Origin of the sequence: Allobosea sp., assembly GCF_035999205.1 — a bacterium.
Classification (GTDB): Bacteria; Pseudomonadota; Alphaproteobacteria; order Rhizobiales; family Beijerinckiaceae; genus Allobosea.
On sequence record NZ_DASYHA010000018.1, the window covers coordinates 386,451 to 410,095 of the forward strand.

The window sequence follows — 23,645 nt, forward strand, 5'->3', positions numbered from 1 at the left end:
TCGTTCTGCGCGATGGCGGGACCGTCCGGCATGAGGACCGAGATTGCCAAGGCGATGACACATGCTGCGCGCATCGATCACTCCCGGGCCAGGTGCGAATGCTCCGTCACAAGCCGCAGACCCGGCGCATCAGCTGGACGGCTTCCTCGGCTCCGCGCAGGTTGAGATCGGCCAGCTTCCGCCCTGCCGGATCGGAGATCGTCAGGAGGCCTCCCGCTTCGAAGGCACTGACGAAGTCCGGTGGCAGCGGCCCCTCGGACGGCCAGGAATCGCCCGGCGCCTCGTATCGCATTCTGGCCTTGAAGGTCTGGGTGCCGAAGCCGCCCGTGACGGCGAAATTCATCGTCATTCGCCGACCGTTGACCCGGGGCAGGCCGGGAGGATTGAACAGCGTCATCCAAAGCCCGGGGCTGAGCAGGGCCGTGGCGCATCCACCGGTCAAGCGGGCCGTGCCGCCGGAGGCGCGCGCCTCGATGCTGACGCCGCGTGGACTGGTATCGACCTTTGCGGTCCAGGCCGGGCTGGCCGCCTGTGCCAATAGGCGGGGTGCCTCCGTCGCGCTGGCCGAACCGGGAGTCGCGGTCAGGGACATGGCCAACAGCAGGAGCGGAATCATCGCATCCCTGCCGGATGACATCGCCATCGACCACACCGCACCCATGCAAGCCTCCAGCGTCGTCGAAATCTCCAGTCATCGATCCGTGGCGACGCCTTCCTCCTGCGCGGGGAGAGCGAAACGAGTCTTGTTTACCTTGCGTTAACCGCGGGCATCAAGGCACTCGTGTTCAAGCCGGCGCGCCGCGGCGAAGTCCGGCAGCGTCGATCGCACGCCACCGCGCCCAGCCGGCATCTGGCGAGGAGCGGCTGCGGGAGCGGCAATATCGGCGCATTCTCGCCCAACGACGTCTTCAGTCGAAGGAAACGGGGCCGGTCGACTGGCGGACGATCAGGCTCGGCGCCATGACTGTTCGGGAAACCTGCGGCGTCGGCGCAGCGATCAGATCGAGCAATTGCGCCGCCGCCTCGAAACCCATGCGATAATGCGGGATCCTGATCGTCGTCAGCGGCGGCCGCACGCGGTCTGCGAACGGCATGTCGTTGAAGCCGCTGACCGAAATGTCGCCCGGACAGTTCAGGCCAGCCTCCTCGATTGCTGTCAGGCACCCGATCGCGAGCCAGTCATTGGCGGCGAGGATCGCCGTTGGCTTGCCCCCGGCCTCGAGCAGATGCCGCGCGCAGCGATAGCCTTCCTGCTCGGAGAAGGTCTCTGCCATCACGATCAGGCGGTCGTCGATCTCGCCGCCGTGCTCGCGGGCAGCGGCGAGGAAGGCCTCGCGGCGCGCGACGCCTGTCGATGTGTCCTGAGGGCCCGCGATATGGGCGATCCGACGGTGGCCGAGGCCCGACAGATGCGCGAACATCGCTGTCACGCCGGCGCGATCGTCGCCGACGACGGCACTCACCGACGCCTTCTCGATTTCCCGGTTCAGGAGCACGACCGGCACGCGCCGCGCCAGCGCATCCATTTGTTCGGCGTCCTCGATATGGGCTGACGCCAGGATCAGGCCGTCGAGCCGGCGGTCGAGATAGGTGGCGATGATCGCCTTCTCCTTGGCCGGCCGGAAATCCGAATTCGCCAGGATGGCGCTGTAACCGTCCGCGCTCAGGCGATCCTCAATGCCGCGGAACATCGGCGGAAACATCGTATTGGTCAGATCGGGCACGATGACCCCGATCATGCGGCTGCGCTGCATGCGCAGGCTCGCGGCGATGGCGTTGCGGCTGTAGCCGAGCTGGTTGGCGGCGCGGCGCACCCGCTCCACCACCTCCGGCGACAATCGTCCGGCGAGCGCAGGGTCCAACGCGCGCGAGGCCGTCGATGGGTGGACATTGGCGGCCGCCGCCACATCGCTCAGTTTCGGCCTGCCGCTCACGCCCATCCCCCTCGTTGCCAGCACCGCTGACCTGGCCTAGCGATAGCACTGCGCATTCGATTGCACAAACATTGCATCCGCGCTGGGACGGGCTGGAGAGAGCAAGATGAGCGTGGAACTGAACCGGTCGGCGGCGTCGGGCGGCGAGAGCGGCGCAAGCGACGGATATCGGCGCATCTTCCTGCCACTCTGGGCCGCCATGGTGGCGTTGCAGAGCGGCCTGCTGATCCACGATGTCGGCGCAGCCTGGATCATTTCGCAGCAGACCGAGAGCCGCAGCATCGTCGCACTGGCGCAGACGGCGGCGGCGCTGCCCTTCTTCCTGCTGGCGCTCCCGGCCGGCGCCCTCGCGGACATGGTCGAGCGTCGGCGCCTCGCCCAGGCAGCGGCCTTCGTGCTGTCGGCCCTGTCGCTGGCGGTGGCCGTCGCCAGCGCGTCCGGGACGCTCAGCGTGCCGCTTTTGCTCACCGCGTCCTTTGTGAACGGCTGCTGCAATGCCGCCTTCACCCCTGCCTGGCAGGCGATGACGCCGGAGCTCGTCGATGGCGAACGGCTGCCCGGTGCGCTGGCGCTGAACAGCCTCGGGATCAATGTCGCGCGCTCGACCGGCCCCCTCATCTCCGGGCTGCTGCTTTTTGCCTCCGGCCCGTCCGCCGCGTTCCTGTTCAACGCGCTGCTCTATCTCGCCGTCGGCCTGGCTTTCCTGATGCTGGCGCCGCGCCGCACGGTGCCCGCTGCGCCCGAAAGCCTGACCTCCGCCATCCGCGGCGGCATCGCCTATGCGCGGCACGAGCCGGGGTTGCAGGCCGTTTCGCTCCGCGCCGTCTGCTTCTTCCTGTTCGCTGCCTCGTTCTGGGCGCTCGCACCGGTGGTGGTCCGGGACTGGTTCGGCGGCTCGAGCATGATGCTCGGCGCCATGGTGGGTTGCGTCGGCGTGGGCGCCGTTCTCGCCGCACAATCGTTGAAGGCCTTGCGCAGCCGGTTCGACCTCGATGCGATCATGTTCGGCGCCGGCCTGACCGCTTCCCTCGCGTTGGCGCTGGCTCCGCTGGCGCCTACGGCGACGGTGTTCGCATTGCTCCATGTCACGCTCGGATTTTGCTGGCTGCTCTGTTTCTCCTCGATCCATCTCGCAGCACAGCTCAGGCTGACGCCCTGGATCCGCGCGCGCGGCACTGCGGTCTATCTCATCGCGGTCTTCGGCTCCCTCGCACTGGGGAGTTTCCTCGCCGGGCTTCTGGCTGACCGTTTCGGCATGGCAGCCGCCTTCTGGATCGCGGCAGGCGGGCTTGCCGCAGCGACTGTCGTGGCCCGACGACGCCTGACGATCGCTGCCGGCGCTCCCGAGAAGCTGACCCCCTCGGTCCTCCTGCCGGCCGCCATCTTGGATGCGCCCAAGGGTCCGATCCTCGTCGAAATCCGCTACCTGCCGAAGCCGGAGGCGCAGGCTGCCGCGGCGGACGCGCTCCATGGACTGCGATCCGCAAGGCTGCGCAGCGGCGCACGGGGCTGGAGCAGCGTGCGCTGCGGCTCGGCACTCGTCGAGCGCATCGAGTACGACGATGCCGCCGCGATGGCACGTGCCGCCGCAAGGCAGCTTTCCGGCGATGCCCGGCGCGAAACCGAGCTGCTCGGCCGCCTGGAAGCCCCGCCCCAAGCCGGTCTCGTCGCCACGTGAAGCATCCCTGCGCAAAGCGCGGGCAATCTGCGCCAGCCATTTGAGCAAAACGCCGCGTTTCGCGGGTTTCCTGGCCGGGAAACGGGACCCAAGCCCTGGCATGCTTCTTGATTGATACTCTGCAATCGATTGCAAAAGCGAAGGAGGGTTCGGCATGATCACGCGCAGACAGGTTATCGCCACCGGCTCGGCTGCCGCCGCCGGCCTCGCAATGCCCGGCCTCGTGCGGGCTCAGGCGGCCACGAAGATGCGCATCGGGGTTGTCCCGCTGATCTCGTCCGGCCCCTTCTTCATCGCCATGGCCAGGGGTTTCTTCCAGAAGGTCGGGCTCGACGTCGAGATGCGCACCTTCGCCGACGGCGCGCTCGCCATTCCCGCGCTGGTCGCCGGCGAACTCGATGCGACCGTCGCCACGATCAATGCCGGCCTGGTCAACGCCGTTTCGAAGGGTGCGAACTACAAGCTCTTCCTCGACCGCGGCAGCGAGAAAGTCGGCGCCGGTTCGATGAGCATCCTGGTCTCGAACAAGATGTACGAGGCCGGCGTGACCGGCATCGACAAGTTCGCCCTGCTCAAGGGCGCGAAGTTCTCGCTCCAGGCTCCGGGCGGCATCGATCAGTATCTGCTCGCTCGCGGCCTGGAGAAGGCTGGCGTCGATCCCCGCACCGGCGCGAACTATTCCCCCGGCCTGACCTATCCCGACATCATCAAGAGCCTCGGCACCGGCGTGACCGACGCAGCCCAGTGCCCGGTTCCGCTCGCCTTCCTCGCGGAGGCCAACAATGTCGGCAAGCTCATCGGTGCCGGCTACGAGATCGAGCCCGGCTGCCAGCTCGCCTGCTGGGCCATGCCGATGAAGTTCATGGAGGGCAACCGCAAAGCCGCGGTCGCCTTCGCCATGGCTCATATCCATGCGGCGCGCCTCTTCACCGAGGCCGCGCAGAAGAAGGATCCGGAGATCATCAAGATCATCTCCGACGCGACGAAGGTGCCGGCTCCTCTGATCGAGAAGGCTGCTCCGCGCTGGACCGGATACGATCCCGACGGCATGCCGGACGTCGCGAGCGTCATGCGCCAGGCCTCGTTCTGGATCGACAGCATGAAGCTGATCGGGGGCCCGGTGCCGAAGCAGGACACGCTGCTCGACGTCAGCATCGCCCAGGAGGCTGCTGCCGCGCTCAAGGCCGGCAACCCCTTCATCTGAAAGCCCAGGCCGTGACCACACCCGTCATCGACATTCGTTTCGAGGATGTGCGCCTCGCCTGGCCCACCAAGGCGGGACCGCCGACTGTCGCGCTCGACCGGATGCGCTGCGCGCTGCCGGCCGGCAAGGTCACGGCTATCATCGGGCCGAGCGGCTGCGGCAAGAGCACCATGCTGCAGCTCGTGCGGGGTTTCCTCGAGCCGAGCGCCGGCGAAATCCGTTTCGTTGACCGACGCTCGGGGCAATCGGCACCGCGCCCGCCGATGGCGACCGTCTGGCAGGGCTTCAACCTGTTCCCCTGGCTGACCGTGCTCGACAACGTCGCCTTCGGGCTCGAGATGAACGGCATGCCCAAGGCCGAGCGCCATGAACGCGCCCGCGCAGCCCTGGCCAAGGTCGATCTCAAGGGCTTCGAGGCCAAGTATCCGCGCCAGCTCTCCGGTGGCATGCGCCAGCGCGTCGGCATCGCCCGCGCCTTGGTGATGCGGCCGGAGGTTCTGCTACTCGATGAGCCCTTCGGTGCGCTCGACGCCCAGACGCGCCTGGTGCTGCAGGAACAGGTCGCCGAGATCGTGCAGGAGACCGGTGCCACCGTTCTCCTGATCACCCATTCGATCGAGGAGGCGATCCTGCTCGGCGACACGATCTTCGTCATGACCGCGCGGCCCGGGCGGATAGCCCGCGAGATCGAGGTGGCGCTGCCGAAGCCACGGACGCTCGCCGATCTCAAGCGTCCCGAGGCCGTGGCTCTGTTCGAGGAAATCTACGACCTGCTCAAGGACGAGGTGATCCGCGCCATGACCGGCGAAGGCGAGGCGCATTGATGGCCGGCAGCACCGATACGCGCGTGGCGCCCGTGCCGGCAGCTCCCCGGCGCCCCGCATTGCGGGTGCTGCTCGACGACCAGCGCGTCATCGGCTGGGGCTTCCTCATCGCCTTGCTGGCCGTCTGGGAGTTCGTCGTCATCCAGGCCCAGATCTCGCCGCTCTACCTGCCGCGCCCGACGCGCGTCGTCGCGGTGCTCTGGCAAGGCGTGACGGAGGGCGGGCTTGCCACCGATCTCGGCCTGACGCTCTACCGGATCTTCGCCGGCTTCTTCATCGCCCTCGTCACCGGCGTACTGCTCGGTGTCTGGATGGCGGTGTCGAAACCGGTCAAGGCGATGGCCGACATCCTGATCGCCGCGCTCTACCCGCTGCCGAAGGTCACGCTGATCCCGCTATTGGTGATTTGGCTCGGTACGGGTGGGCCGTTCATGCTGACGATCAGCTTCATGGGCGCTTTCTTCCCGATCGTGATCAATACCGTGGTCGGCGTGCAGCAATGCGAGCAGGGCCTGGTCTTGGCCGCGCGCGACCTCGGCGCCAATCTCCGCCAGATCGTCTTGCGTGTGCTGATCCCGAGCGCGGTGCCATCGATCTTCGCCGGCATCCGCATCGGCCTGGGTATCTCGATCATCCTGGTGGTCGCGGCCGAGATGGTCGTCGCCAAGGACGGGCTCGGCGCCCGGCTCTTCGTGGCGGGCCAGCTGCTCGACACCGAGCTCGTCTTTGCCGTGCTGCTGGTGCTGGCCGTGCTCGGCATCCTCATCACCAAAGGGCAGGACCTGATCGACGCGCGCCTCGGCCTCTGGCGCACGAACTGAGCCCTGCCAACCTCGCCTATCCGACCGTTCAGCCCGAGGAGTTGCCCATGTCCGCCGCCCATCTCAAGGTCGTCCAGCCCGAGTCTGACAAGGCCCACATGATGCCCTACGCCCCGGCCATCCATATCGTCGGGGCCTGCAACCTCATGTACATCTCGGGTGCGACGGCCTCGCCGCTCTACCACAACCACCCGCATATCGATTCCGAGCACGACCACTCCAACGACATCGCCGTGCAGACCCGCAACGCGATGGAGACGATCAAGTCCATTCTCGCGACGGTCGGCGCCGACTGGAAAGACGTGGTCAAGGTCACGAAGTACCTCACCGACATGCGCGATGCGGACGGCATGCACGCCGCAATGCGCCCCTATTTCGGCGATTGGCGTCCGGCCAGCACCATGGTCTGCATCAACTCGCTGAGCTCGCCCGGGGCTCGTGTCGAGCTCGACATGATCGTCGCAGTGCCAGCCACCTGACCGCTGCCGCGGCTGAAAAGCTCGGCTCTATCAGTCGGATCAAAGACCGATGATCATCAAACCGGTGGTCTCGGTCGCCGCTTCGGCCTTGCTGTACGAGGTGGGCGCCCAGGGCGCGGGCGAGGCATGCAGCAGGCGCGTCGCGGGCTGCTCGGTCGTCAGCCGCCTGGATGCAGAAACACCTGATCGGAAGCCGAAACGGGTCGAGCCGGGCCCTGATCTATCCTGAGCCTGGATGCGGGCGATGCGTCCGAGCCCGCATCTGGCGCGTTGCAGAGGCTGGACGTCCGCCTGCGGACGCTCGCGGGCGCTGCGCCCCCTCGCGAGATGGCAAGGCGGCAAGGTCCGGTGCACGCGCCAACATTCGCCTGGCGGATCCGGCTCGACCACGGTTACGTGTTGGGATCGTGGCTAGCGATACAGGAAAAGGGTGTCGCTGATTTAATGAATTGCGACAAATAATGGCGGACAGGGCGGGATTCGAACCCGCGATACGGTTTCCCGTATACACACTTTCCAGGCGTGCGCCTTCAACCACTCGGCCACCTGTCCGGCGCGCTGCTTATGACCGCCGAGCCGGCTTCTTTCAAGCGCGATCTGCTGCCTGTCGACAGATCGCGTCGAAACGGCCTGAAGCGCGGTTGCAAAGCCACAGCCGAATGGGCACATCGAGAAGGCAGGGACGGAGCAGGGCGGTCGCGGTGGCGCCGCGCAGCCTTTCGACCGGCCACGGGCGAATCTCGTCTTTGCCCGCTCGATCGATGAAGGAGACGATGTGGTGCGGTTCCTGCTGCGGCTTCTCGGCTATCTGCTTGTCGCGGCCGGCTTCGTTGCGCTCGTCATCGACGGAGCCCGCTCGATCGCCAACTCCGCCGTCCAGTACACGCCGCTCAACCAGGCGCTGGTGACGCTGTTCGGCGCGCGCATGGACGCTCTGCGGCCGGCCGTCGAGCGCAACATCCATCCCTTGCTGTGGGACCCGGTGCTGACGAACGTCCTGCTGGCGCCGGCCGCGCTGATTGCCTTCCTGCTCGGCTTCCTGCTGTTGAAGCTTGGCGCGCCGCCTGAGCCCAAGATCGGCATCGTCACGAGACGGTGAAGCCGGCCGGCTGACCGATGCCTGTCGGAATGAGGCGATGATGCCTATATCCCGGCTCGAAACCAGCAACGGAGTCCGCCATGTTCTTCCTGCGCAAGAAGACGTCCCTGCCTGAAGCCCATGAAGCCTTGCCCGGCCGGGCCGATCCGATCCCGACCGCGGAACGCCATTTCCTCAACCAGCGGGCCCTGGCCGGTCCCTATCCCGAGGGCCTGCAGACGGCGATCTTCGGGCTCGGCTGCTTCTGGGGCGCGGAGCGCAAGTTCTGGCAGATCGGCGAGGGCATCTGGATCACTGCCGTCGGCTACGCCGGAGGCTCGACCCCGAATCCGTCCTATGAGGAGGTCTGCTCCGGTCTGACCGGCCACAACGAGGTCGTGAAGGTGGTCTTCGATCCGGCCGTCCTGCCCTATGAGGCGCTGCTCAAGACCTTCTGGGAGAACCACGATCCGACGCAGGGCATGCGCCAGGGCAACGATGTCGGCACACAGTACCGCTCCGGCATCTATGTCCAGGATGAAGCCCAGCGCGAGGCGGCGGAGCGCTCGCGTGCAGAATACCAGCAGGCCTTGCAGCAGCGCGGCTATGGCCCGATCACGACCGAGATCCTCGATGCGCCGGAGTTCTATTTCGCCGAGGATTACCACCAGCAATATCTCGCAAAGAATCCGGCCGGCTATTGCGGGCTTGGCGGCACCGGCGTCGCCTGCCAGATCGGAACGGGCGTCGCCGCCTGACATGTTGCTGAAGCGCTGAATGCGAGGTCTCCGGGCTGGCCCGGAGACCTTTCTCATGCAGCCGAACCGGCGCGCCGCTTCGGTCTGCCGGCCCGAACCATCATTTCGGTTGATCGCCACTGCAAAGCTCGGGACAGTGGCCTGCGCCTGGGAGGTTGCTGCGATGTCCTCGCCCTTTCGATCGAAGCTCGTCGCCGCCGGCGCGGTGCTCGGCGGCCTGGCGCTGGCCGCCGGCCTTGCCTTCGCCCAGGCTCCCGCCTTTCTCCGCATCGCGACGGGCAGCACGACCGGCACCTATTACCCGATCGGCCGCCTGATCGCCGGGGCGATCTCGTCGCCGCCGGAGCTCGCCGTGACGGCCGTCGCCAGCAGCGGCTCGGTCGACAACGTCAATGCGATTGCGGGCGGTTCGGTCGAGTCCGGCTTCGTCCAGGCCGATATCGCCTATTGGGCCTATTCGGCCACCGGCGTCTTCCAGGGCAGGCCGCCGATGGAAGAGTTGCGCTCGATCGCGAATCTCTACCCGGAGAGCGTGCACCTCGTCGTCCGCAAGGCCGCCAATGTGCAGAGCGTCGCCGACCTCAAGGGAAAAAGGGTCTCGCTCGACGAACCCGGCTCCGGCACATTGCTCAACGCCAAGGCGATTTTGGCGGCTTTCGGCCTCGGGGACCGGGACATCGTCGGCATCTACATGAGTTCGGAACAGGCGGCCGTGGAGATGAGGGCCGGCGCGATCGATGCCTTCTTCCTGACGAGCGGCTTCCCGGCGACGGCGATCGCCGACCTCGCCTCGGCCGGGGCCGGCATCGACATCCTGCCCATCACCGGCGCTCCGGCGGAGAAGCTGACCCGGGATTTCCCCTTCTTCGCGGCGGACGAAATCCCGGCCGGAACCTACAGGGATGTCGGCGCGGTCAGGACGGTCGCGGTCGGCGCGCATTGGGTGACCTCGTCCAAGGTCCCGGCCGACACCGTCTATGCGGTGACCAGGGCGCTCTGGAGCGACAAGACCCGCGCCGCGCTCGATGCCGGCCACGCCAAGGGCAAGGCGATCCAGAAGGCGACGGCGCTGTCGGGCCTGCAAGGAGTGCCGCTGCATCCGGGCGCCGAGCGCTTCTACCGCGAAGCGGGCCTGCTGAAATAGCTTCTCGGCCGCATCGTCAGTTCTCGATATGTTCTTGCGCGCCAAATGAAGCTCGTCTAGCCTACCCTTGGGGAATGGGGTGGCGCTGATGGTGACGCGGGTCGCGACGGTGGCGTTCGAGGGGATCGAGGCGCGTGCCGTCGATGTCCAGGTCCAGGTCACGCCTGGCGGTGTCGCCTTCATCCTGGTCGGCCTGCCGGACAAGGCTGTGGCGGAAAGCCGGGAGCGGGTGCGCGCCGCGCTGATCGCTTCGGGGCTCGCCCTGCCGGCCAAGCGCATCACCGTCAACCTCGCCCCGGCCGACCTGCCGAAGGAGGGCAGCCATTACGATCTGCCGATCGCGCTCGCCGTCATGGCAGCGATCGGCGCGATCCCGGCCGATGCTCTGGCGGGCTATGCGGTGCTCGGCGAGCTGGCGCTGGACGGCTCGATTGCCGCCGTCGCCGGCGTTCTGCCTGCCGCGATTGCGGCCTATGGCCGGGGGCAGGGGCTGATCTGTCCGCATCCTTCCGGCCCCGAGGCAGCCTGGGCCGCGGCCGATATCGACATCCTCGCGCCACGTTCGCTGATCCAGCTCGCCAATCATTTCAAGGGCACGCAGGTGATGGCGCGGCCCGAGCCGGCGGTGGCGCGGCAATCCGGCCCGCTGCCCGATCTCGCCGACATCAAGGGCCAGGAGAGCGCCAAGCGCGTGCTCGAGATCGCCGCCGCCGGCGGGCACAACCTGTTGATGAACGGTCCCCCGGGAGCCGGAAAGTCGATGCTGGCGAGCCGATTGCCCTCGATCCTGCCGCCGCTTAGCCCGCGCGAACTGCTCGAGGTCTCGATGGTTCTGTCCGTCGCCGGCCACCTCGCCGAGGGCGCGCTGACCGACCGGCGACCTTTCCGCGCCCCGCATCACTCCGCCTCGATGGCTGCGCTCGTCGGCGGCGGCCTGCAGGCCAGGCCCGGCGAGGTCTCGCTCGCCCATCACGGTTCCTCGCAGCGTATGGTCGTTGTCTCAAAGTAGAGTGTCCGGGCCGCCACAGGGCAGGTGCGGCCTACTGTGCCTGTTTTGTGGTAGCCTAGTCTCCGGAGTTAAGGAGGGGGCGCGGCGGAGCCATTCGATCAGCGCAGGCGCGACCACTCCGACTCCAGGAGGTTCCAAGACCGTACCCATTGTGGCGCGATGAGGCGCCGCTAATGCTTCCGAGGAGGACAAATGGCGGTCCGCTGGCTCAGCAGGAGCGACCTTGAAGCTGACGAAGGGCAGCTCGACAGGAACGTCTACGACGAAAAGGTAGCAAAGATTGCGAGAGACGCTTGGCCGCGCGATCACGTAGGCGAATTGCCGGTCGTTCTTGATATTTCCGGGGTGATCGATACAGACCTCACCGAGTTCGCGATGAGATTGAAGAGCTTCGGCGCGTCAATAGGTACTGTGACATCCTATGCGATAGAAGCCGACGTATTCTCTCGATACCTTAGAGAACGAAGCATCAGATTTGAGGAAATCACGGACTCAGATCTTTATGGCTATAGAACTTGTCGTCTATTCGGTGATTTGCAAGTCCGCATCACACGTCGCTCTTGGACCAAGATTGCAGTAGTAATCCGGCAGCTGTGCGATTTCCGAGGAGTTATAATTCCAAGTATGGAATGGAGTAAATTTCGATACGGTGGCAAGGATGACGAACAAGTTCGGATGATTTCTTTAGAGCGGTACATCAACTTAAGGCAAACATTAGGCCTATCACGGTCTCCACTAAGAAATGCGGCCTTTGCGGAGCTGCTAGTTACAACAGGCCTCCGCTGCGGAGAGGCGTCAGCTTTACTTAAATGCGAAATCCCGTCGGTTGATAGATTTCAGGAAAGCACATCCGCCAGGGTGTGGGTGTCAGAGCTAACTACAAAGAATCGCAAGGGAAGATTCTATAACTATACAAAGCGGGTAGCGACTGATTTCGTGCAAATATATATTGATGAAGAACGATCAAATCATGTCAAAAAGGCACTTTGTGAAAGATTTCCTTTCGAAGTGTACGGAGGTGGCGATCTCTTATCTCACGAAGAATACTTATTCTTTAGAGTATCAGATAAAGGGTATTTAAACATACTGACAAATAATGGCGAGTTTCGATGTGATCTCGATCGCGTCGCTCAGAAGTACGGCGCGCCGTGACGCAAAAACACGAGACGTGCTTTAAAGCGCAACGCGCTAAAACGCAACGCGCTAAAACGCGTCGCGGTAAATCGCCCGCAAGTCCTACCAGTGCTTCATGGATATTCGAATGGTGATTGCGGCTAACGCCCGCGCGCTGCGGCTGGCTAAAGGGCTGACACAGGCGCAAGTCGCGCAGCGTTTAGGTGTCGATCGTGCCCACGTCAGCGCATTGGAAATGGGACAGCGCAATCCGACCGCTGTTAGCCTATGGGAGATCGCGCAGGCCCTTGAGGCGACCGTTAGCGACCTAGTTGCTGACCGGAACGAACCTGATACCGAATAGTACGCGCGGCTCGATGCCCTCCGTTTTCAATTTTTGGCCCCACGGATGGCGACCCTGGAAGAATGAGACAGGGATTGAGACAACTGTTCTCAATTCAATCAGAGCTTCCGCTGGCATAAGTCCCTGTGCGCGTTTAAGTTTTGAGAGGCTAGAAGTCCTCTTGAGACCGCCACTTTCGAAAGAAAGAGGGCGTGCTCTTCCTGGACGAGTTGCCGGAGTTCCAGGCCCAGGCGCTCGACGCCTTGCGCCAGCCGATGGAGACCGGTGACGTGCTGATCTCGCGGGCCAATCACCGCTGTGTCTACCCGGCCCGCTTCCAGCTCGTCGCGGCGATGAACCCGTGCCGCTGCGGCAAGGCGACCGAGCCCGGTTTCGCTTGCCGCCGCCAACAGAACGAGCGCTGCATGGCGCAGTATCAGGGCCGGATCTCCGGCCCGATGCTCGACCGCATCGACATTGCGATCGACGTGCCCGCGGTCACGGCATCTGACCTGATCCTGCCCGCGCCGGGCGAGGGCTCGGCAGAGGTCGCGGCCCGCGTCGCCGCGGCACGGCAGCTCCAGAGCGCGCGCTTCGAGGGCTTGGGCCTGTCCGGGATCGCAACCAACGCCGCCTGTCCGGCGCCTGTCCTCGACGAGATCGCCCGGCCCGACAATGCGGGCCTGTCCCTGCTGCGTGATGCTGCAGACGCAATGCGCCTGACCGCGCGCGCCTATCACCGCGTGCTCAAGGTGGCCCGGACGCTGGCCGATCTCGACGGTGAGGCCAAGGTCGGCCGCATCCATCTCGCGGAAGCATTGTCCTACCGCTCGCGCGGCGACCAGTTGGCGCAGGCGGCTTGATCCGGCGGCTTGAACAGCCAGGCACGGTTAACGAATTGCCTCACGCGATCGCTCCAGTTCGCGGTTTCATCCAACGGTTCCTCAACGCGCCCTTGCTAGATTGGGAGCATGGATGCTCTCTCGTCCCATTGGGCTGCGATGGCTGTGGTCGTGCTCGCGCTGTTTGCCGGCGCCGCGGCCCTGCTGTTGCTGCGCCAGCGCGATCGCATCGTCCGGCAGGCCGCCGAACTGGCCGCTGATGTCGAGGCGCTCAACGATCGCCTCTGGACGCTGGCCGACAGCGAGGAACATTATCGCAGCCTGATCGAGGCGCAGGGCGATCTCATCGTCCGCAGGGACGGCGCCCGCATCGTCTATGCCAACGGCGCCTATGCTGCGCTGCTGGGGCTGGGCGAGGCGGAGGTCGTCGATTCGGTGGCGCAGCCGCGTCTCATCGCCAGCCGTCCGGCTTTGGCGCTGGATGGGGGCGCGCGCGTCTTCGATGAATGCCTCGCGACGCCCGATGGCGAGCGCTGGATCTCATGGGTCGAGACCGTCGTGCCGGTGGCCCTCGGCCGGACCGTGCTGCAGCGCGTCGGCCGCGACATCACCGCGCGCATTGCCGCCGAACAGGACCTGGTCGAGGCCCGCGCCCGCGCCGAGAGTGCCAACGAAGCGAAGTCGCGCTTCCTCGCCACTGTCAGCCACGAATTCCGTACGCCTCTCAACGGCATCCTCGGCATGTCCGATCTGCTCGGCGATACCGGGCTCGATCCGGAACAGGCGACCTATGTGCGGGCGCTGCGAACCTCCGGCGAGGCGCTGCTTGGCCTCGTCGACGACATCCTGGATTTCGCCAAGGTCGAGGCGGGGAAGCTCGAGCTCGTCAGTGAGCGCTTCGATCTCGGCCTGTTGGTCGAAACCGTCGCGGAACTGATGGCGCCGCGCGCCCAGGCCAAAGGCATTGAGCTCGCCGCGCATCTCGCGCCGGATCTGCCGAGCCATCTGAAGGGGGACCGCGACAGGCTGCGCCAGATCCTGCTCAACCTTGTCGGCAACGCGGTCAAGTTCACCGAGACCGGCGGTGTGGGCATCCGCATCGCCAGCGAAGGCAGCATGATCGCGATCGACGTCGCCGATACCGGCCCGGGCATTCCGGAAGATCGTCGCCAGGCGATCTTCGAGGAATTCGAGCAGGCCGACAATTCACCGGCGCGCCGGCATGAGGGCACCGGGCTCGGCCTCGCGATCGTGCGCCGCCTTGCCGTCCTGATGGGTGGCACGGTCGACGTCGAGGGCCGGCCGGGTGGAGGCTCGCTGTTCCGCGTAAGGCTGCCCCTGTCGGCCGCTGCCGACGCTGCCGCGCCCACCGTGCCGGACTGGCGGGGCAAGCGCGTAATGCTCGTCTCGGGCTCGCCCTTCGGCGCCAGCTTCCTGCGCGAGACGATCGCCGCCACGGGCGCACTCGCGACTCTGGCAGGCGATGCCGAACAGGCCATGGCGGCATTGCAGGCCGGACCGCGTCCCGACGCCGCGCTGGTCGACCAGGCGATCGGCCACGATGCGGCGATCGCCCTGGCGGAGGCGGCACGTGCCGCCGGCGTCGAGGATTGCCTGATCGTGCTGTCGCCGCTGGAGCGCCGCCAGTTCGGCTCGCCGCGCGATGCCGGCTTCACCGGTTTCCTGGTCAAGCCGGTCCGCGCCCGCTCGCTTTACGAGCGGCTCTCGCCACGCCCGGCGCCCGTGGCTGCGGCGGCACAGACGCCCAGCTTGTACCCGCACCGTGCATCGCGCCCGAGGCTCAGCGTGCTGGTGGCGGAGGACAACGAGATCAATGCGCTGCTCGCGACACGCACCCTCGAGCGTTTCAACTGCGCTCCGGTCTGGGTTCGCGATGGCCGCGAGGCGCTCGCCGCCATCGCCGCCGGCCTGAACGGAACGGGTCCTTCCTTCGACTTGGTGCTGCTCGACATCCGCATGCCCGAGCTCGACGGTCTCGCCGTCGCCCGTGCCGTCCGGACGTTGGAGCGGACGAGCCCGGGGGCGGTGCCTCTGCCGCTGGTCGCGGTCAGCGCCAACGTTGCCGAGGACGATCGCGTTGCCGCGCTGGCCGCCGGCATGGATGATTGCCTGGCTAAGCCCCTCGATCGCGCAGCCTTGCAGCGCTGGCTCGACCGCGTCGGAGCGCCGCAGGCCCTGACGCTTTCGGCTTGAACGCCCGTCACGGCATCGACGCAGTTTTGTCGCGATCTTGTAAGACGATTAGTCGACACGTTCCCGATTGCCGGAGACGGCGGCCTGGGGGACAAGACGAGCCATGGCATCTGACCTCCATGGGCATGCGGGTGAGCCGGCTCGGCACTGGCCGGCAGGCGGCCTGCTGTTTTCCCGATTGTCACCGCTCAGATTGATCCCCGGCGAGACGATGCGCCGCCTCGGCCGCCCGTCGGACATCCCCGACGCGCTGTCCGGCACGCTCGGCCGCTGCGGCTCGCTCGAGGTCAGGCTGGCGCGCGGGCCGCGCGAGATCTGGCGGGCGCAGCGCCTGCGCTACCGGGTGTTCTATCAGGAAATGTCGGCCAAGCCGGATGTGGTCTCGCGCATGTTCCGCCGCGATGCCGATCGCTTCGACGCATCCTGCGACCATCTCCTCGTCATCGACCATGCCGCGCGCGGACGCTTCGGCGGCGTGCGCCCGAAGGTCGTCGGCACCTACCGGCTGATGCGCCAGGGCGCGGCGATGCGGCTCGGCGGCTTCTATACCCAGGGCGAGTTCGATCTCGTCCCGATGATCGAGCGGCATCCCGGACTGCGCTTCCTCGAACTCGGGCGCTCCTGCGTCCTCGAGCCCTACCGCAGCAAGGGCACGATCGAACTGCTCTGGCGTGGCATCTATGCCTATATCCGTCATCACCGCATCGATGCGATGTTCGGCTGCGCCAGTTTCGACGGTGTCGATCCGGCCGCGCTCGCACTGCCGCTGAGCTTCCTGCATCACCATGCCCGCTCCGCTGGTGAGTGGAGCGCCAGCGCCCATAGCGAGCGCTCTGTCGCGATGGATCTTTTGCCGGCGGAGACGATCGACGCCAAGCTGGCGCTGAAGCGGATGCCGCCGCTGGTCAAGGGCTATCTGCGGCTAGGCGCGCGCTTTGGCACCGGCGCGGTGATCGATCACCAGTTCGGTACGACGGATGTGCTGGTGATCCTGCCCGTGGCGGTGATCGACCAGCGCTACCTCGCCCATTACGGCGACGAGGCCCAGCGCCACGCGGCCTGAGGCCCGCGGCTCAATCCCCGCCAGCCAACAGCACGGGCAGCGACGCACGGTAGTTCGGGTAGCGGAAGCTGTAGCCGAGCTCGCGCTTCACCAGGGCGTTCGAGACGCGCTTGTTCTCGCCGTAGAAGGCGGCCGCCATCGGCGAGAGCTTCGAGGGGTCGAAAGCCGTCTCGGGTGGCGGCTCGAGGCCGCTGAGTTCGGCCGCGAAGCTGACGACATCCTGTGGCGGGGCCGGCTCGTCATCCGTGACATTGTAGATCGCGCCGTGGCGCGGGCGTTCGAGCGAGGCCATCAGCACGCCGGCGATGTCGTCGACATGGATGCGGTTGAAGACCTGGCCGGGTTTGACCAGCCTCGTCGCGGTGCCCTGCCGCAGCTTGACGATCGGGTTGCGGCCGGGGCCGTAGATCCCCGACAGACGGAAGATCTGAACCGCCTTGCCGCTGCGCTCTCCCAGCGCAAGCCAATCCTGCTCGATCCCGAGCCTGAGCTGCGAGCGAAAGCTCGGACGCGCCGCGGTGGTTTCGTCGATCCAGGCGCCATCATGGTCGCCATAGACGCCGATGGTCGAGAGATAGCCGATCCAGCGCAGCTCGGGCGCCGCGGCGAGGTCCTTGGCGAGGCACGCCAGTGCCGGGTCGCCCGCTTCCCCGGGCTGCACGGAGACGAGCACGGCCTCTGCCTCCGCGATCGCCTTGGCCAGGAAGGAGGACACGGCGAAGCCGTCGAACACCAGCGTGCGGACACCCTCGCGGCTGAGTCGCGCGGCCTTCTCGGCCGTGCGCACGGTGCCCGTCACCTCCCACCCCTTGTTCAGCGCCTCACGCGCGAAGAAACCCGCCGAATAGCCGAGGCCGAGGATCACGAGCTTCATTGAACACGTTCCGGTGCGGAGGAGAGCGCCAGCCATTCGCGGCGGACATCCGGGTCCTTCTCCACGGCGAGCGCCCCGGGCGCAAGCCTGTGGGCCTCACCGGGCTCGAGCCTGATCAGGGCCCATGCCGCCATCGCCCGCACCAGCGGCGAGGCATCGGCGACGAGAGCGGCGGCGCTGTCGGCCAGTTCGGGCCGGCCGCTGTTGCCGATCGCGATCAGCACGTTGCGGACGAAGCGGTCGCGCCCCGTGCGCTTGACCGGAGTGCCCGCGAAGAGTGCCCGGAAAGCGGCGTCGTCGAGACCGGCGAGGTCGGCCAGAGGCAACGCGTCGAGCCCGTCGCGCAGGGAGAGCCGGGTTTCACGGGCGGCCTCGGCGAACTTGTTCCAGGGGCAGACGGCGAGGCAGTCGTCGCAGCCGAAGACCCGGTTGCCGATACCGGGACGCAGGCTCGCATCGATATGGCCCTGATGCTCGATCGTGAGATAGGCGATGCAGCGGCGCGAATCGAGCTGGTAGGGCGCCGGGAAGGCCTCTGTCGGGCAGATATCGAGGCAGCGCCGGCAGGTGCCGCAATGGTCGGTTTCGGGCTCGTCGGGCGGCAGCTCGGCCGTGGTGTAGATCGCGCCGAGGAAGAGCCAGGAGCCGTGCTCGCGGGAGACCAGGACGCTGTGCTTGCCCTGCCAGCCGAGGCCGGCCGCCTGTGCCAGCGGCTTCTCCATCACCGGGGCCGTATCGACGAAGACCTTGACGTCGACGCCGCCCTGCGCGGCGAGCAGGCCGGCGACGTTCTTGAGTTTGCCCTTGATGATGTCGTGATAGTCGCGCCTGCGGGCATAGAGCGAGATCGCGGCCTTGTCAGACTGGCTGAGGATCGCGAGCGGGTCGCTGTCGGGCGCATAGCTCATGCCGAGCATCACGACCGATCGGGCCTCGCCCCAGAGCCGGCGCGGAGCGCTGCGCTCGGCGGTGCGCTCTTCCATCCAGCTCATGTCGCCATGATGGCCCTCGGCCAGCCAGGCCGCGAGGCGCGCGGGCGCGTCCGGAATGGCATCGACCGGAGCGATGCGCACGACGGAGAAGCCTTCCGCCAGGGCACGCTCGACGACCGCCCGCTTGAGGCGTTCGGCCTTCAAAAATCCAGGTTGTCGTAATGGGCGCTCGGCGCCATGCCCGGCACCCGGTCGCTCAGCAGCGGCCGGAAGCTCGGCCTCGACTTGATCCTCGCGTACCATGCGCGTGCCGCCTCGTCCTCTTCCCAGGGCACGTCGCCGAGATAATCGACGCAGGAGAGATGCGCCGCCGCGGCGAGATCGGCATAGCTCAGTTGCGAGCCAGCCAGCCAGTTCCGCTTGGCGGTCAGCCAGGCGATGTAGCGCAGATGATAGCGCACATTGGTGCGCGCGGCACGGATAGCGCTCATCTCCGGCGGGCCGCCACCTTCGTCGCGGCTCATGAAGCGCTTCATTACCTTCTCGAGCACGAGCGGAGCGGTGATCTCCTCGTTGAATTTGAGCCCGAACCAGTCGAGCAGGCGCCGCACCTCGACGCGCTCGCCCGGCCCCTCGGGCAGCAGGCGTCGCTCGGCCAGGGCGAGGCCGCGGGTTTCGTCGAGATATTCGGCGATCGGCCCTGCGCCGGGAACGGAGAGACCGTTCTCCTCGCGGAAGACTGGCGTCGTGCCGGCGGGGTTGAGTTCCAGGAACTCGCGCCGGCGCTCCCAGACGCGCTCCTCAACCAGCGCAGCCTCGAGCCCGAACTCGCCGAGCACGAGCCGGATGAAGCGCGAATGCGGGCACAGCGGATAATGATGAAGGGTCGCCATGGCACTCATGAAACAGGCAGCTGCGGCCGAAGCGGGGCCGGATGGACGAAAACGCATCCGATATGCGCAGGGCGCCCGCTATACGGCGGACCGGAGGGCCTCACAACCCGTTCCACGCCGGCGCCCGCAAATCCCGGCGATCCGGTTGGCGATTTGGTAACCAATTCGCAAAGGGCTCGGCGTATCGATGGCGACGGCTTAAGGAAGCCGCGCCGACGCATCCGAGTCGCATGAGGAACAGCCATCCATGGACAACCTGATCGAAGCGGTCATCCTCGGCATCGTCGAGGGCTTGACCGAATTCCTGCCGGTCTCCTCGACGGGGCATCTCCTGCTTCTGGGGCATTTCCTCGGCTTCGAATCGAACGGCAAGTCCTTCGAGGTGCTCGTCCAGCTCGGCGCGATCCTGGCGATCACGCTGGTCTACTTCCGCCGCCTGCTCGACATCGCGCTGAGGATCCCGACCGATCCGGCGGCGCGGCGCTTCGTCCTCGGCGTGCTGGTCGCGTTCCTGCCCGCGGCGCTGATCGGTGCGCTGCTGCACGGCTTCATCAAGGGCGTGTTGTTCAATCCCTTCATCGTCTGCTGCACGTTGATCGCGGGCGGGCTCATCCTCATGGTGGTCGACGAGCTTGAGCTCGAGGAAAAGCACACCGACGCCACGGCCTTCCCGCTGCCGATGTATTTCAAGATCGGTCTGATCCAGTGCCTGGCGATGATCCCGGGCGTGTCGCGCTCCGGCTCGACCATCGTCGGTGCCATGCTGCTCGGCGCCAGCAAGCGCGCCGCAGCGGAGTTCTCCTTCTTCCTGGCCATGCCGACAATGGCCGGCGCCTTCGCCTATGACCTGCTGAAGAGCTACAAGACGCTGACCTTCGACGATGTGACGCTGATCACCGTCGGCTTCGTCTGCGCCTTCATCTCGGCGCTGATCGTCGTCCGCAGCTTCCTCGACTTCGTCTCGAAGCGCGGCTTCGCACCCTTCGCCTGGTGGCGCATCGTGGTCGGCCTGTTCGGCCTGGCGGGCCTCTGGATCTACGGCTGAGGCCGGAAACGCCCGCATCATTGCGGTTCCTTGCCGGTTTCAGCAGAGTATCGGCATGGAACCCGCGCCGCCTGCTCAAGAGGAGGCTCGCTTCGACCTCTGTGTCAGGCGCGATGGCTCCATCCTGAAGCGAACGCCGACGACGCTCGTGGTCTCGGACGCAGGTATCGACTATGCCATCGACGGGCGCTCGGGGCTGCGGCCCTATTCGGGCCTGCGCTCCATCCGCATCCAGCTGACTTCGCCGGCCCCGCATCTGTCGGCTCGTGTCGAGCTCGATTTTGCACGAGGGCGGCCGCTCTTCGTCTATTCGCATACGCCCGACGGTGAGATCTCGTCCGAGCAGAACCGGGTCTTCGTGGCCTTCCTCATGGAGCTGCATCGTCGTCTCGGGCCGCAGGACCGGGCCCGCATCGCCTTTCGCAGCGGCGTCTCGCCGATCCGGCACAAGGTCCTGCTCGTCTGCTCGCTCGTCATCGCCGCCCCGATCCTGTTTCTGCTGGGGCTTGCGCTGGCAGGGCAGGTGCCGATCGGCAAGGTGATCTGGCCGATCATTCCGGGCGGCCTCCTGGCCGCAGGCCTCGTCAAGGCTGCGCTCTGGTCCCGGCCGGGAACCTACGAACCCGATCGCCTGCCGGACGGTCTGCTGCCGTCGGCCTAGGTCGCTCAGCCGCCATGCCCCATCGGCTCGGGCGGATGCGGGTGCTGCGCGGGCAGGCCGCGCGGCAGGGTCGCCGTCTCCCGCTCGATCATCCGGTGCACGACTGGCGGGTTCGGGCCCTTGTGCAGTGCCCTCACGCGATCGCTGATCTCCGCGTCGGCCTGCGTCACCCGCTGCGCCTGCCGGACATATTCGACCCAGGTCGGGCTGTCATAGCGCTCGATCCAGAGTTCGGGATCGGTCAGGTCGCGCAGCAACGTCCAGTGCCTGGCGCCGTCGCGCCGCCTGATGCGCTTGCGCTCGGCCATTGCCTTGAGGAACTCGACGACGTCGTCCTCACGGATCAGCCATTCGATGGTGACGATCACCGGCCCGCTGCGTGGCTCGATGTCGACGGCGACCTTGGGTTCGCGCCAGCGGCTGAGCGGATCGAGATTGAGCGCCTCCAGCGGCGGCAGGACATAACGCAGGCCGAGGCCGGCGCCTGCCAGCAGGGCGAAGGCGGAGAGCAGCAGCGCCTGCTGCGCCCCCAGATGCAGCGTCGCATAGCCCCAGGCCCAGCTGCCCGCGGCCATGCCGCCGAAGGTCGCCATCTGGTAGATCGAGAGCGCGCGGCCCACGACCCAGCGCGGCGCCGAGAGCTGCACGGTCGCGTTGAAGGTCGAGAGCGTCAGCACCCAGCAGGCGCCGGCGACGGCGAGCGCTGGCATGGTCAGCCACATCGTTGTGCTGACGCCCATGACCGCGGCCGAGGTCGCATAGGCGGCGAAGGTCGCGCGCACCAGCGCCTCCGTCGTCAGCATCCGGCGCAAGCGTGCGCTCATGAAGGCGCCGACGACCGCTCCCGCCCCGAAGGCGCCGAGCAGCACGCCGTAGACCAGCGGCCCTCCCTTGATCAGGTCGCGCGCGATCAGCGGCAGCAGCGCGAGCGCAACGATGCCGCCGAAGCCGAACGCAAACGCGCGCAGGATGACGCTGCGGATGTTCGGGGACATCGCGACATAGCGCACGCCGGCACCCATCGCGATCAGCAGCGTCTCGCGCGGCAGCACGCGCTCGACGCGGGGCGGTTGCCAGCGCGCGAGCACGACGAGCAGGCCGATATAGCTGAACGCGTTGACCACGAAGGCCGCGACCGCACCGGCCGCAGCCACGATGGCGCCGCCGATCGCCGGGCCGACGCTTCGGGCGATGTTGAAGGCGACGCTGTTCAGCGTCACCGCCGCCGGCACGTCGCGGCGCGGAACCATGTCGCCGACCGAGGATTGCCAGGCCGGGTTGTTGAGTGCGTTGCCGCAGCCGATCAGGAAGGTGAAGCCGAGCAATAGCCAGGGCGAGAGCAGCCCATGCCAGGCGAAGACCGCGAGCAGGATCGAGACGGCGAGCATGAAGCCCTGTGCCGTGAGCAGGATCCGGCGGCGGTCGTAATTGTCTGCAAGCGCGCCTGCCGCCAGCGAGAACATCATCACGGGCAACGTGGTCGAGGCCTGTACGAGCGCGACCATGTCCGGCGAGTTGGACAGCGAGGTCATCAGCCAGGCGGCACCGACCATCTGCACCAGGCCGCCGAAATTCGAGGCGAGGCTTGCGATCCAGACGGCGCGGAAGATCGGCTGGCGCAGCGGTGCGAAGGCGGAATAGGGCTCCGGGGCCGGCGTGACGCCCTCAGCGGCGAGCTCCGCTTTGGCTACGTCGGCTGTCGGCTGGGCGTGGGGATCGTCAGGCATGCCATAGGGTTAGAGGCAATGGTCTGGCCTGCCAACAGCGATTGCGACCGGGGCCGCAATGCGTCAGGACGTGGCCCCCGCGGGTGCGCCGTGCTGCGCGCGCCGGCGCTGCCCCACCTTCGGGCGACGGAAGGCGCCGGCGAGCGCGACTGCAAGTCCCACGAGCGCGACCCAGTGGCCCGGCCTGAGCGAGGCGAGATCCCAGTAGACGGCGATGTCGGCATTGGCCTGGAACACCAGCCAGGCCGAGGCGCCGGTCGCGAACGCGTACCAGGCCGTTTCGCAAAGGGCCGTCAGGAGGCCGACAGCCAGGGCGGTTGCGGTCAGAACCGGTGGCGTCGGCGCGATTTTCAGGCGGTCGAGGCCGCGATACGCCATCAGCAGCGCGAACAGCCCGCTCATCAAGACGGGCTGCGTCACGTCGATCTTCGCCTGCAGCGCGAAATGCAGCAGCGCGAGCATCGCGATCGGATAGACGAGGTTGTGCAGGCGCTGCCAGCGCTGCGTGCCCATCCGGCGGATCATGCCGTCGGTGGACGTCACGCCGAGCGCAACCAGCCCTGCCAGCGCCGTGATCCCGACGACGAGGTAGAAGCGCTTCGCGATCTCCGAGACGATCAGCCCCCAGTGGAAGCCGAGGTCGATGCAGTAGAGCATCAGATGCGCCCCGGCATAGGCCAGCACCGAAAGCCCGAGCATGCGGCGGATGCCGATCAGCTTGCCCCAGTCGAGGATGCGGCGCAGCGGCGAGACCGCGAGCGTGACGAGGAGCAGCCGAACCGCCCAGGTGCCGGTGTCGTGCACGGCTCGGGTCCAGGGCTTGGCGCCGAGCTGGCCCATCCAGGCCTCGCTCGCCAGGATCAGCGCCGGCACGAGGATGAGGGCGAATGTGACGGCGCGCAGGGCCGAAAAGCGCCCCTGCCGGTCCAGCCATGGCAACCACTGCCGCATGCCGCTCTCCGCCATTGCAATTCCCTTACCGGATACGCGACAGTGCGGCCCCTGTCTC

The 23,645-nt window shown here is 66.8% G+C and carries 22 protein-coding genes, 1 tRNA gene and 2 pseudogenes; 17 read left to right on the forward strand and 8 right to left on the reverse strand.

From position 1 onward, the window contains the following. Window positions 1-106: 106 nt before the first annotated feature. Complete coding sequence (locus tag VGN82_RS07890; protein WP_327526441.1) at window positions 107-643, reverse strand: hypothetical protein; 537 nt, start codon at window positions 641-643, stop codon at window positions 107-109. 265 nt (window positions 644-908) lie between these two features. Next, window positions 909-1,934: a LacI family DNA-binding transcriptional regulator gene (locus VGN82_RS07895; protein ID WP_327526442.1), complete on the reverse strand. Its 1,026-nt coding sequence runs from the start codon at window positions 1,932-1,934 to the stop codon at window positions 909-911. 106 nt (window positions 1,935-2,040) lie between these two features. Here VGN82_RS07895 and VGN82_RS07900 point away from each other — a divergent pair, with 106 nt between their 5' ends. The 6 genes from VGN82_RS07900 (at window position 2,041) to VGN82_RS07925 (ending at window position 7,169) form a co-directional block, all read left to right on the forward strand. Next, the gene (locus VGN82_RS07900) at window positions 2,041-3,612 is read left to right on the forward strand and encodes an MFS transporter (protein ID WP_327526443.1); all 1,572 of its coding nucleotides are present in this window, start codon (window positions 2,041-2,043) and stop codon (window positions 3,610-3,612) included. Window positions 3,613-3,766: 154 nt separating this feature from the next. Next, the gene (locus tag VGN82_RS07905) at window positions 3,767-4,816 is read left to right on the forward strand and encodes an ABC transporter substrate-binding protein (RefSeq protein ID WP_327526444.1); all 1,050 of its coding nucleotides are present in this window, start codon (window positions 3,767-3,769) and stop codon (window positions 4,814-4,816) included. A gap of 11 nt (window positions 4,817-4,827) precedes the next feature. Next, window positions 4,828-5,640: an ABC transporter ATP-binding protein gene (locus tag VGN82_RS07910; protein ID WP_327526445.1), complete on the forward strand. Its 813-nt coding sequence runs from the start codon at window positions 4,828-4,830 to the stop codon at window positions 5,638-5,640. Beyond that, on the forward strand, window positions 5,640-6,461 hold the full coding sequence (locus VGN82_RS07915; protein WP_327526446.1) for an ABC transporter permease: 822 nt from the start codon (window positions 5,640-5,642) through the stop codon (window positions 6,459-6,461). The genes VGN82_RS07910 and VGN82_RS07915 overlap by 1 nt, the downstream gene beginning before the upstream one ends. A gap of 47 nt (window positions 6,462-6,508) precedes the next feature. After that, the gene (locus VGN82_RS07920; protein ID WP_327526447.1) at window positions 6,509-6,940 is read left to right on the forward strand and encodes a RidA family protein; all 432 of its coding nucleotides are present in this window, start codon (window positions 6,509-6,511) and stop codon (window positions 6,938-6,940) included. Between the two features lie 49 nt (window positions 6,941-6,989). Beyond that, a complete protein-coding gene (locus VGN82_RS07925) occupies window positions 6,990-7,169 on the forward strand; it encodes a hypothetical protein (RefSeq protein WP_327526448.1) in 180 nt (59 codons plus the stop codon). Window positions 7,170-7,402: 233 nt separating this feature from the next. Here the strand turns inward: VGN82_RS07925 and VGN82_RS07930 are convergent. Beyond that, window positions 7,403-7,492 (reverse strand) — tRNA-Ser (locus VGN82_RS07930). A gap of 226 nt (window positions 7,493-7,718) precedes the next feature. Between VGN82_RS07930 and VGN82_RS07935 the strand changes: the two genes are divergently transcribed. From VGN82_RS07935 to olsB, 9 genes and pseudogenes are all read left to right on the forward strand, one after another. Beyond that, window positions 7,719-8,039, forward strand: coding sequence for a hypothetical protein (locus VGN82_RS07935; RefSeq protein WP_327526449.1), 321 nt, complete (start codon window positions 7,719-7,721; stop codon window positions 8,037-8,039). A gap of 80 nt (window positions 8,040-8,119) precedes the next feature. Continuing rightward, complete coding sequence (msrA, locus tag VGN82_RS07940; RefSeq protein ID WP_327526450.1) at window positions 8,120-8,776, forward strand: peptide-methionine (S)-S-oxide reductase MsrA; 657 nt, start codon at window positions 8,120-8,122, stop codon at window positions 8,774-8,776. A gap of 163 nt (window positions 8,777-8,939) precedes the next feature. Then, window positions 8,940-9,920 (forward strand): TAXI family TRAP transporter solute-binding subunit, encoded by a 981-nt coding sequence (locus VGN82_RS07945; RefSeq protein WP_327526492.1) that lies wholly within the window; start codon window positions 8,940-8,942, stop codon window positions 9,918-9,920. Window positions 9,921-10,008: 88 nt separating this feature from the next. Further along, window positions 10,009-10,896 (forward strand): annotated as a pseudogene (locus VGN82_RS07950) (YifB family Mg chelatase-like AAA ATPase); the annotation flags it as partial. Window positions 10,897-11,121: 225 nt separating this feature from the next. Next, window positions 11,122-12,081, forward strand: a complete 960-nt coding sequence (locus tag VGN82_RS07955) for a hypothetical protein (protein WP_327526451.1) — start codon at window positions 11,122-11,124, stop codon at window positions 12,079-12,081. A gap of 97 nt (window positions 12,082-12,178) precedes the next feature. Further along, window positions 12,179-12,406, forward strand: coding sequence for a helix-turn-helix domain-containing protein (locus VGN82_RS07960; RefSeq protein WP_327526452.1), 228 nt, complete (start codon window positions 12,179-12,181; stop codon window positions 12,404-12,406). A 188-nt stretch (window positions 12,407-12,594) separates the two neighbouring features. Next, window positions 12,595-13,248: pseudogene (locus VGN82_RS07965) on the forward strand (ATP-binding protein); the annotation flags it as partial. Between the two features lie 108 nt (window positions 13,249-13,356). Then, window positions 13,357-15,441: an ATP-binding protein gene (locus VGN82_RS07970; RefSeq protein WP_327526453.1), complete on the forward strand. Its 2,085-nt coding sequence runs from the start codon at window positions 13,357-13,359 to the stop codon at window positions 15,439-15,441. A 211-nt stretch (window positions 15,442-15,652) separates the two neighbouring features. Further along, window positions 15,653-16,504, forward strand: a complete 852-nt coding sequence (olsB, locus tag VGN82_RS07975) for a l-ornithine N(alpha)-acyltransferase (RefSeq protein WP_327526493.1) — start codon at window positions 15,653-15,655, stop codon at window positions 16,502-16,504. Between the two features lie 10 nt (window positions 16,505-16,514). Here the strand turns inward: olsB and VGN82_RS07980 are convergent, their stop codons facing one another. From VGN82_RS07980 to VGN82_RS07990, 3 genes are read right to left on the reverse strand one after another with little or no spacing between them, the layout of a single operon-like run. Beyond that, window positions 16,515-17,378 carry an SDR family oxidoreductase gene (locus VGN82_RS07980; RefSeq protein ID WP_327526454.1) on the reverse strand — a complete coding sequence of 288 codons (864 nt, stop codon included), beginning with the start codon at window positions 17,376-17,378 and terminating at the stop codon, window positions 16,515-16,517. Next, entirely contained in the window at window positions 17,375-18,514 is a 1,140-nt protein-coding gene (gene queG, locus VGN82_RS07985; RefSeq protein WP_327526455.1) for a tRNA epoxyqueuosine(34) reductase QueG, read from the reverse strand. The genes VGN82_RS07980 and queG overlap by 4 nt, the downstream gene beginning before the upstream one ends. Further along, complete coding sequence (locus VGN82_RS07990) at window positions 18,511-19,203, reverse strand: glutathione S-transferase family protein (protein ID WP_327526456.1); 693 nt, start codon at window positions 19,201-19,203, stop codon at window positions 18,511-18,513. The genes queG and VGN82_RS07990 overlap by 4 nt, the downstream gene beginning before the upstream one ends. A 247-nt stretch (window positions 19,204-19,450) precedes the next feature. Between VGN82_RS07990 and VGN82_RS07995 the strand changes: the two genes are divergently transcribed. Both VGN82_RS07995 and VGN82_RS08000 read left to right on the forward strand, forming a co-directional pair. Beyond that, entirely contained in the window at window positions 19,451-20,248 is a 798-nt protein-coding gene (locus tag VGN82_RS07995) for an undecaprenyl-diphosphate phosphatase (protein ID WP_327526457.1), read from the forward strand. A gap of 55 nt (window positions 20,249-20,303) precedes the next feature. Next, the gene (locus VGN82_RS08000; protein ID WP_327526458.1) at window positions 20,304-20,909 is read left to right on the forward strand and encodes a hypothetical protein; all 606 of its coding nucleotides are present in this window, start codon (window positions 20,304-20,306) and stop codon (window positions 20,907-20,909) included. Between the two features lie 5 nt (window positions 20,910-20,914). Here VGN82_RS08000 and VGN82_RS08005 read toward each other — a convergent pair whose 3' ends face one another. Next, window positions 20,915-22,636 (reverse strand): MFS transporter, encoded by a 1,722-nt coding sequence (locus tag VGN82_RS08005; protein ID WP_327526459.1) that lies wholly within the window; start codon window positions 22,634-22,636, stop codon window positions 20,915-20,917. Window positions 22,637-22,699: 63 nt separating this feature from the next. Then, window positions 22,700-23,587 carry a protein-methionine-sulfoxide reductase heme-binding subunit MsrQ gene (locus VGN82_RS08010; protein ID WP_327526460.1) on the reverse strand — a complete coding sequence of 296 codons (888 nt, stop codon included), beginning with the start codon at window positions 23,585-23,587 and terminating at the stop codon, window positions 22,700-22,702. Window positions 23,588-23,645: the final 58 nt, after the last annotated feature.

Excerpts from the sequence above, each read along its gene's own strand:
- VGN82_RS07955 (WP_327526451.1), top strand. The coding sequence starts at position 11,122 with ATGGCGGTCCGCTGGCTCAGCAGGAGCGACCTTGAAGCTGACGAAGGG.
- VGN82_RS07915 (WP_327526446.1), top strand. The coding sequence starts at position 5,640 with ATGGCCGGCAGCACCGATACGCGCGTGGCGCCCGTGCCGGCAGCTCCC.
- VGN82_RS08005 (WP_327526459.1), bottom strand. The coding sequence starts at position 22,636 with ATGCCTGACGATCCCCACGCCCAGCCGACAGCCGACGTAGCCAAAGCG.
- VGN82_RS07995 (WP_327526457.1), top strand. The coding sequence starts at position 19,451 with ATGGACAACCTGATCGAAGCGGTCATCCTCGGCATCGTCGAGGGCTTG.
- VGN82_RS07990 (WP_327526456.1), bottom strand. The coding sequence starts at position 19,203 with ATGGCGACCCTTCATCATTATCCGCTGTGCCCGCATTCGCGCTTCATC.
- VGN82_RS07970 (WP_327526453.1), top strand. The coding sequence starts at position 13,357 with ATGGATGCTCTCTCGTCCCATTGGGCTGCGATGGCTGTGGTCGTGCTC.
- VGN82_RS07890 (WP_327526441.1), bottom strand. The coding sequence starts at position 643 with ATGGCGATGTCATCCGGCAGGGATGCGATGATTCCGCTCCTGCTGTTG.
- olsB (WP_327526493.1), top strand. The coding sequence starts at position 15,653 with ATGCGCCGCCTCGGCCGCCCGTCGGACATCCCCGACGCGCTGTCCGGC.
- VGN82_RS07960 (WP_327526452.1), top strand. The coding sequence starts at position 12,179 with ATGGATATTCGAATGGTGATTGCGGCTAACGCCCGCGCGCTGCGGCTG.
- VGN82_RS07905 (WP_327526444.1), top strand. The coding sequence starts at position 3,767 with ATGATCACGCGCAGACAGGTTATCGCCACCGGCTCGGCTGCCGCCGCC.
- VGN82_RS07980 (WP_327526454.1), bottom strand. The coding sequence starts at position 17,378 with ATGAAGCTCGTGATCCTCGGCCTCGGCTATTCGGCGGGTTTCTTCGCG.
- VGN82_RS07920 (WP_327526447.1), top strand. The coding sequence starts at position 6,509 with ATGTCCGCCGCCCATCTCAAGGTCGTCCAGCCCGAGTCTGACAAGGCC.
- VGN82_RS08000 (WP_327526458.1), top strand. The coding sequence starts at position 20,304 with ATGGAACCCGCGCCGCCTGCTCAAGAGGAGGCTCGCTTCGACCTCTGT.
- VGN82_RS07925 (WP_327526448.1), top strand. The coding sequence starts at position 6,990 with ATGATCATCAAACCGGTGGTCTCGGTCGCCGCTTCGGCCTTGCTGTAC.
- VGN82_RS07900 (WP_327526443.1), top strand. The coding sequence starts at position 2,041 with ATGAGCGTGGAACTGAACCGGTCGGCGGCGTCGGGCGGCGAGAGCGGC.
- msrA (WP_327526450.1), top strand. The coding sequence starts at position 8,120 with ATGTTCTTCCTGCGCAAGAAGACGTCCCTGCCTGAAGCCCATGAAGCC.
- VGN82_RS07945 (WP_327526492.1), top strand. The coding sequence starts at position 8,940 with ATGTCCTCGCCCTTTCGATCGAAGCTCGTCGCCGCCGGCGCGGTGCTC.
- VGN82_RS08010 (WP_327526460.1), bottom strand. The coding sequence starts at position 23,587 with ATGCGGCAGTGGTTGCCATGGCTGGACCGGCAGGGGCGCTTTTCGGCC.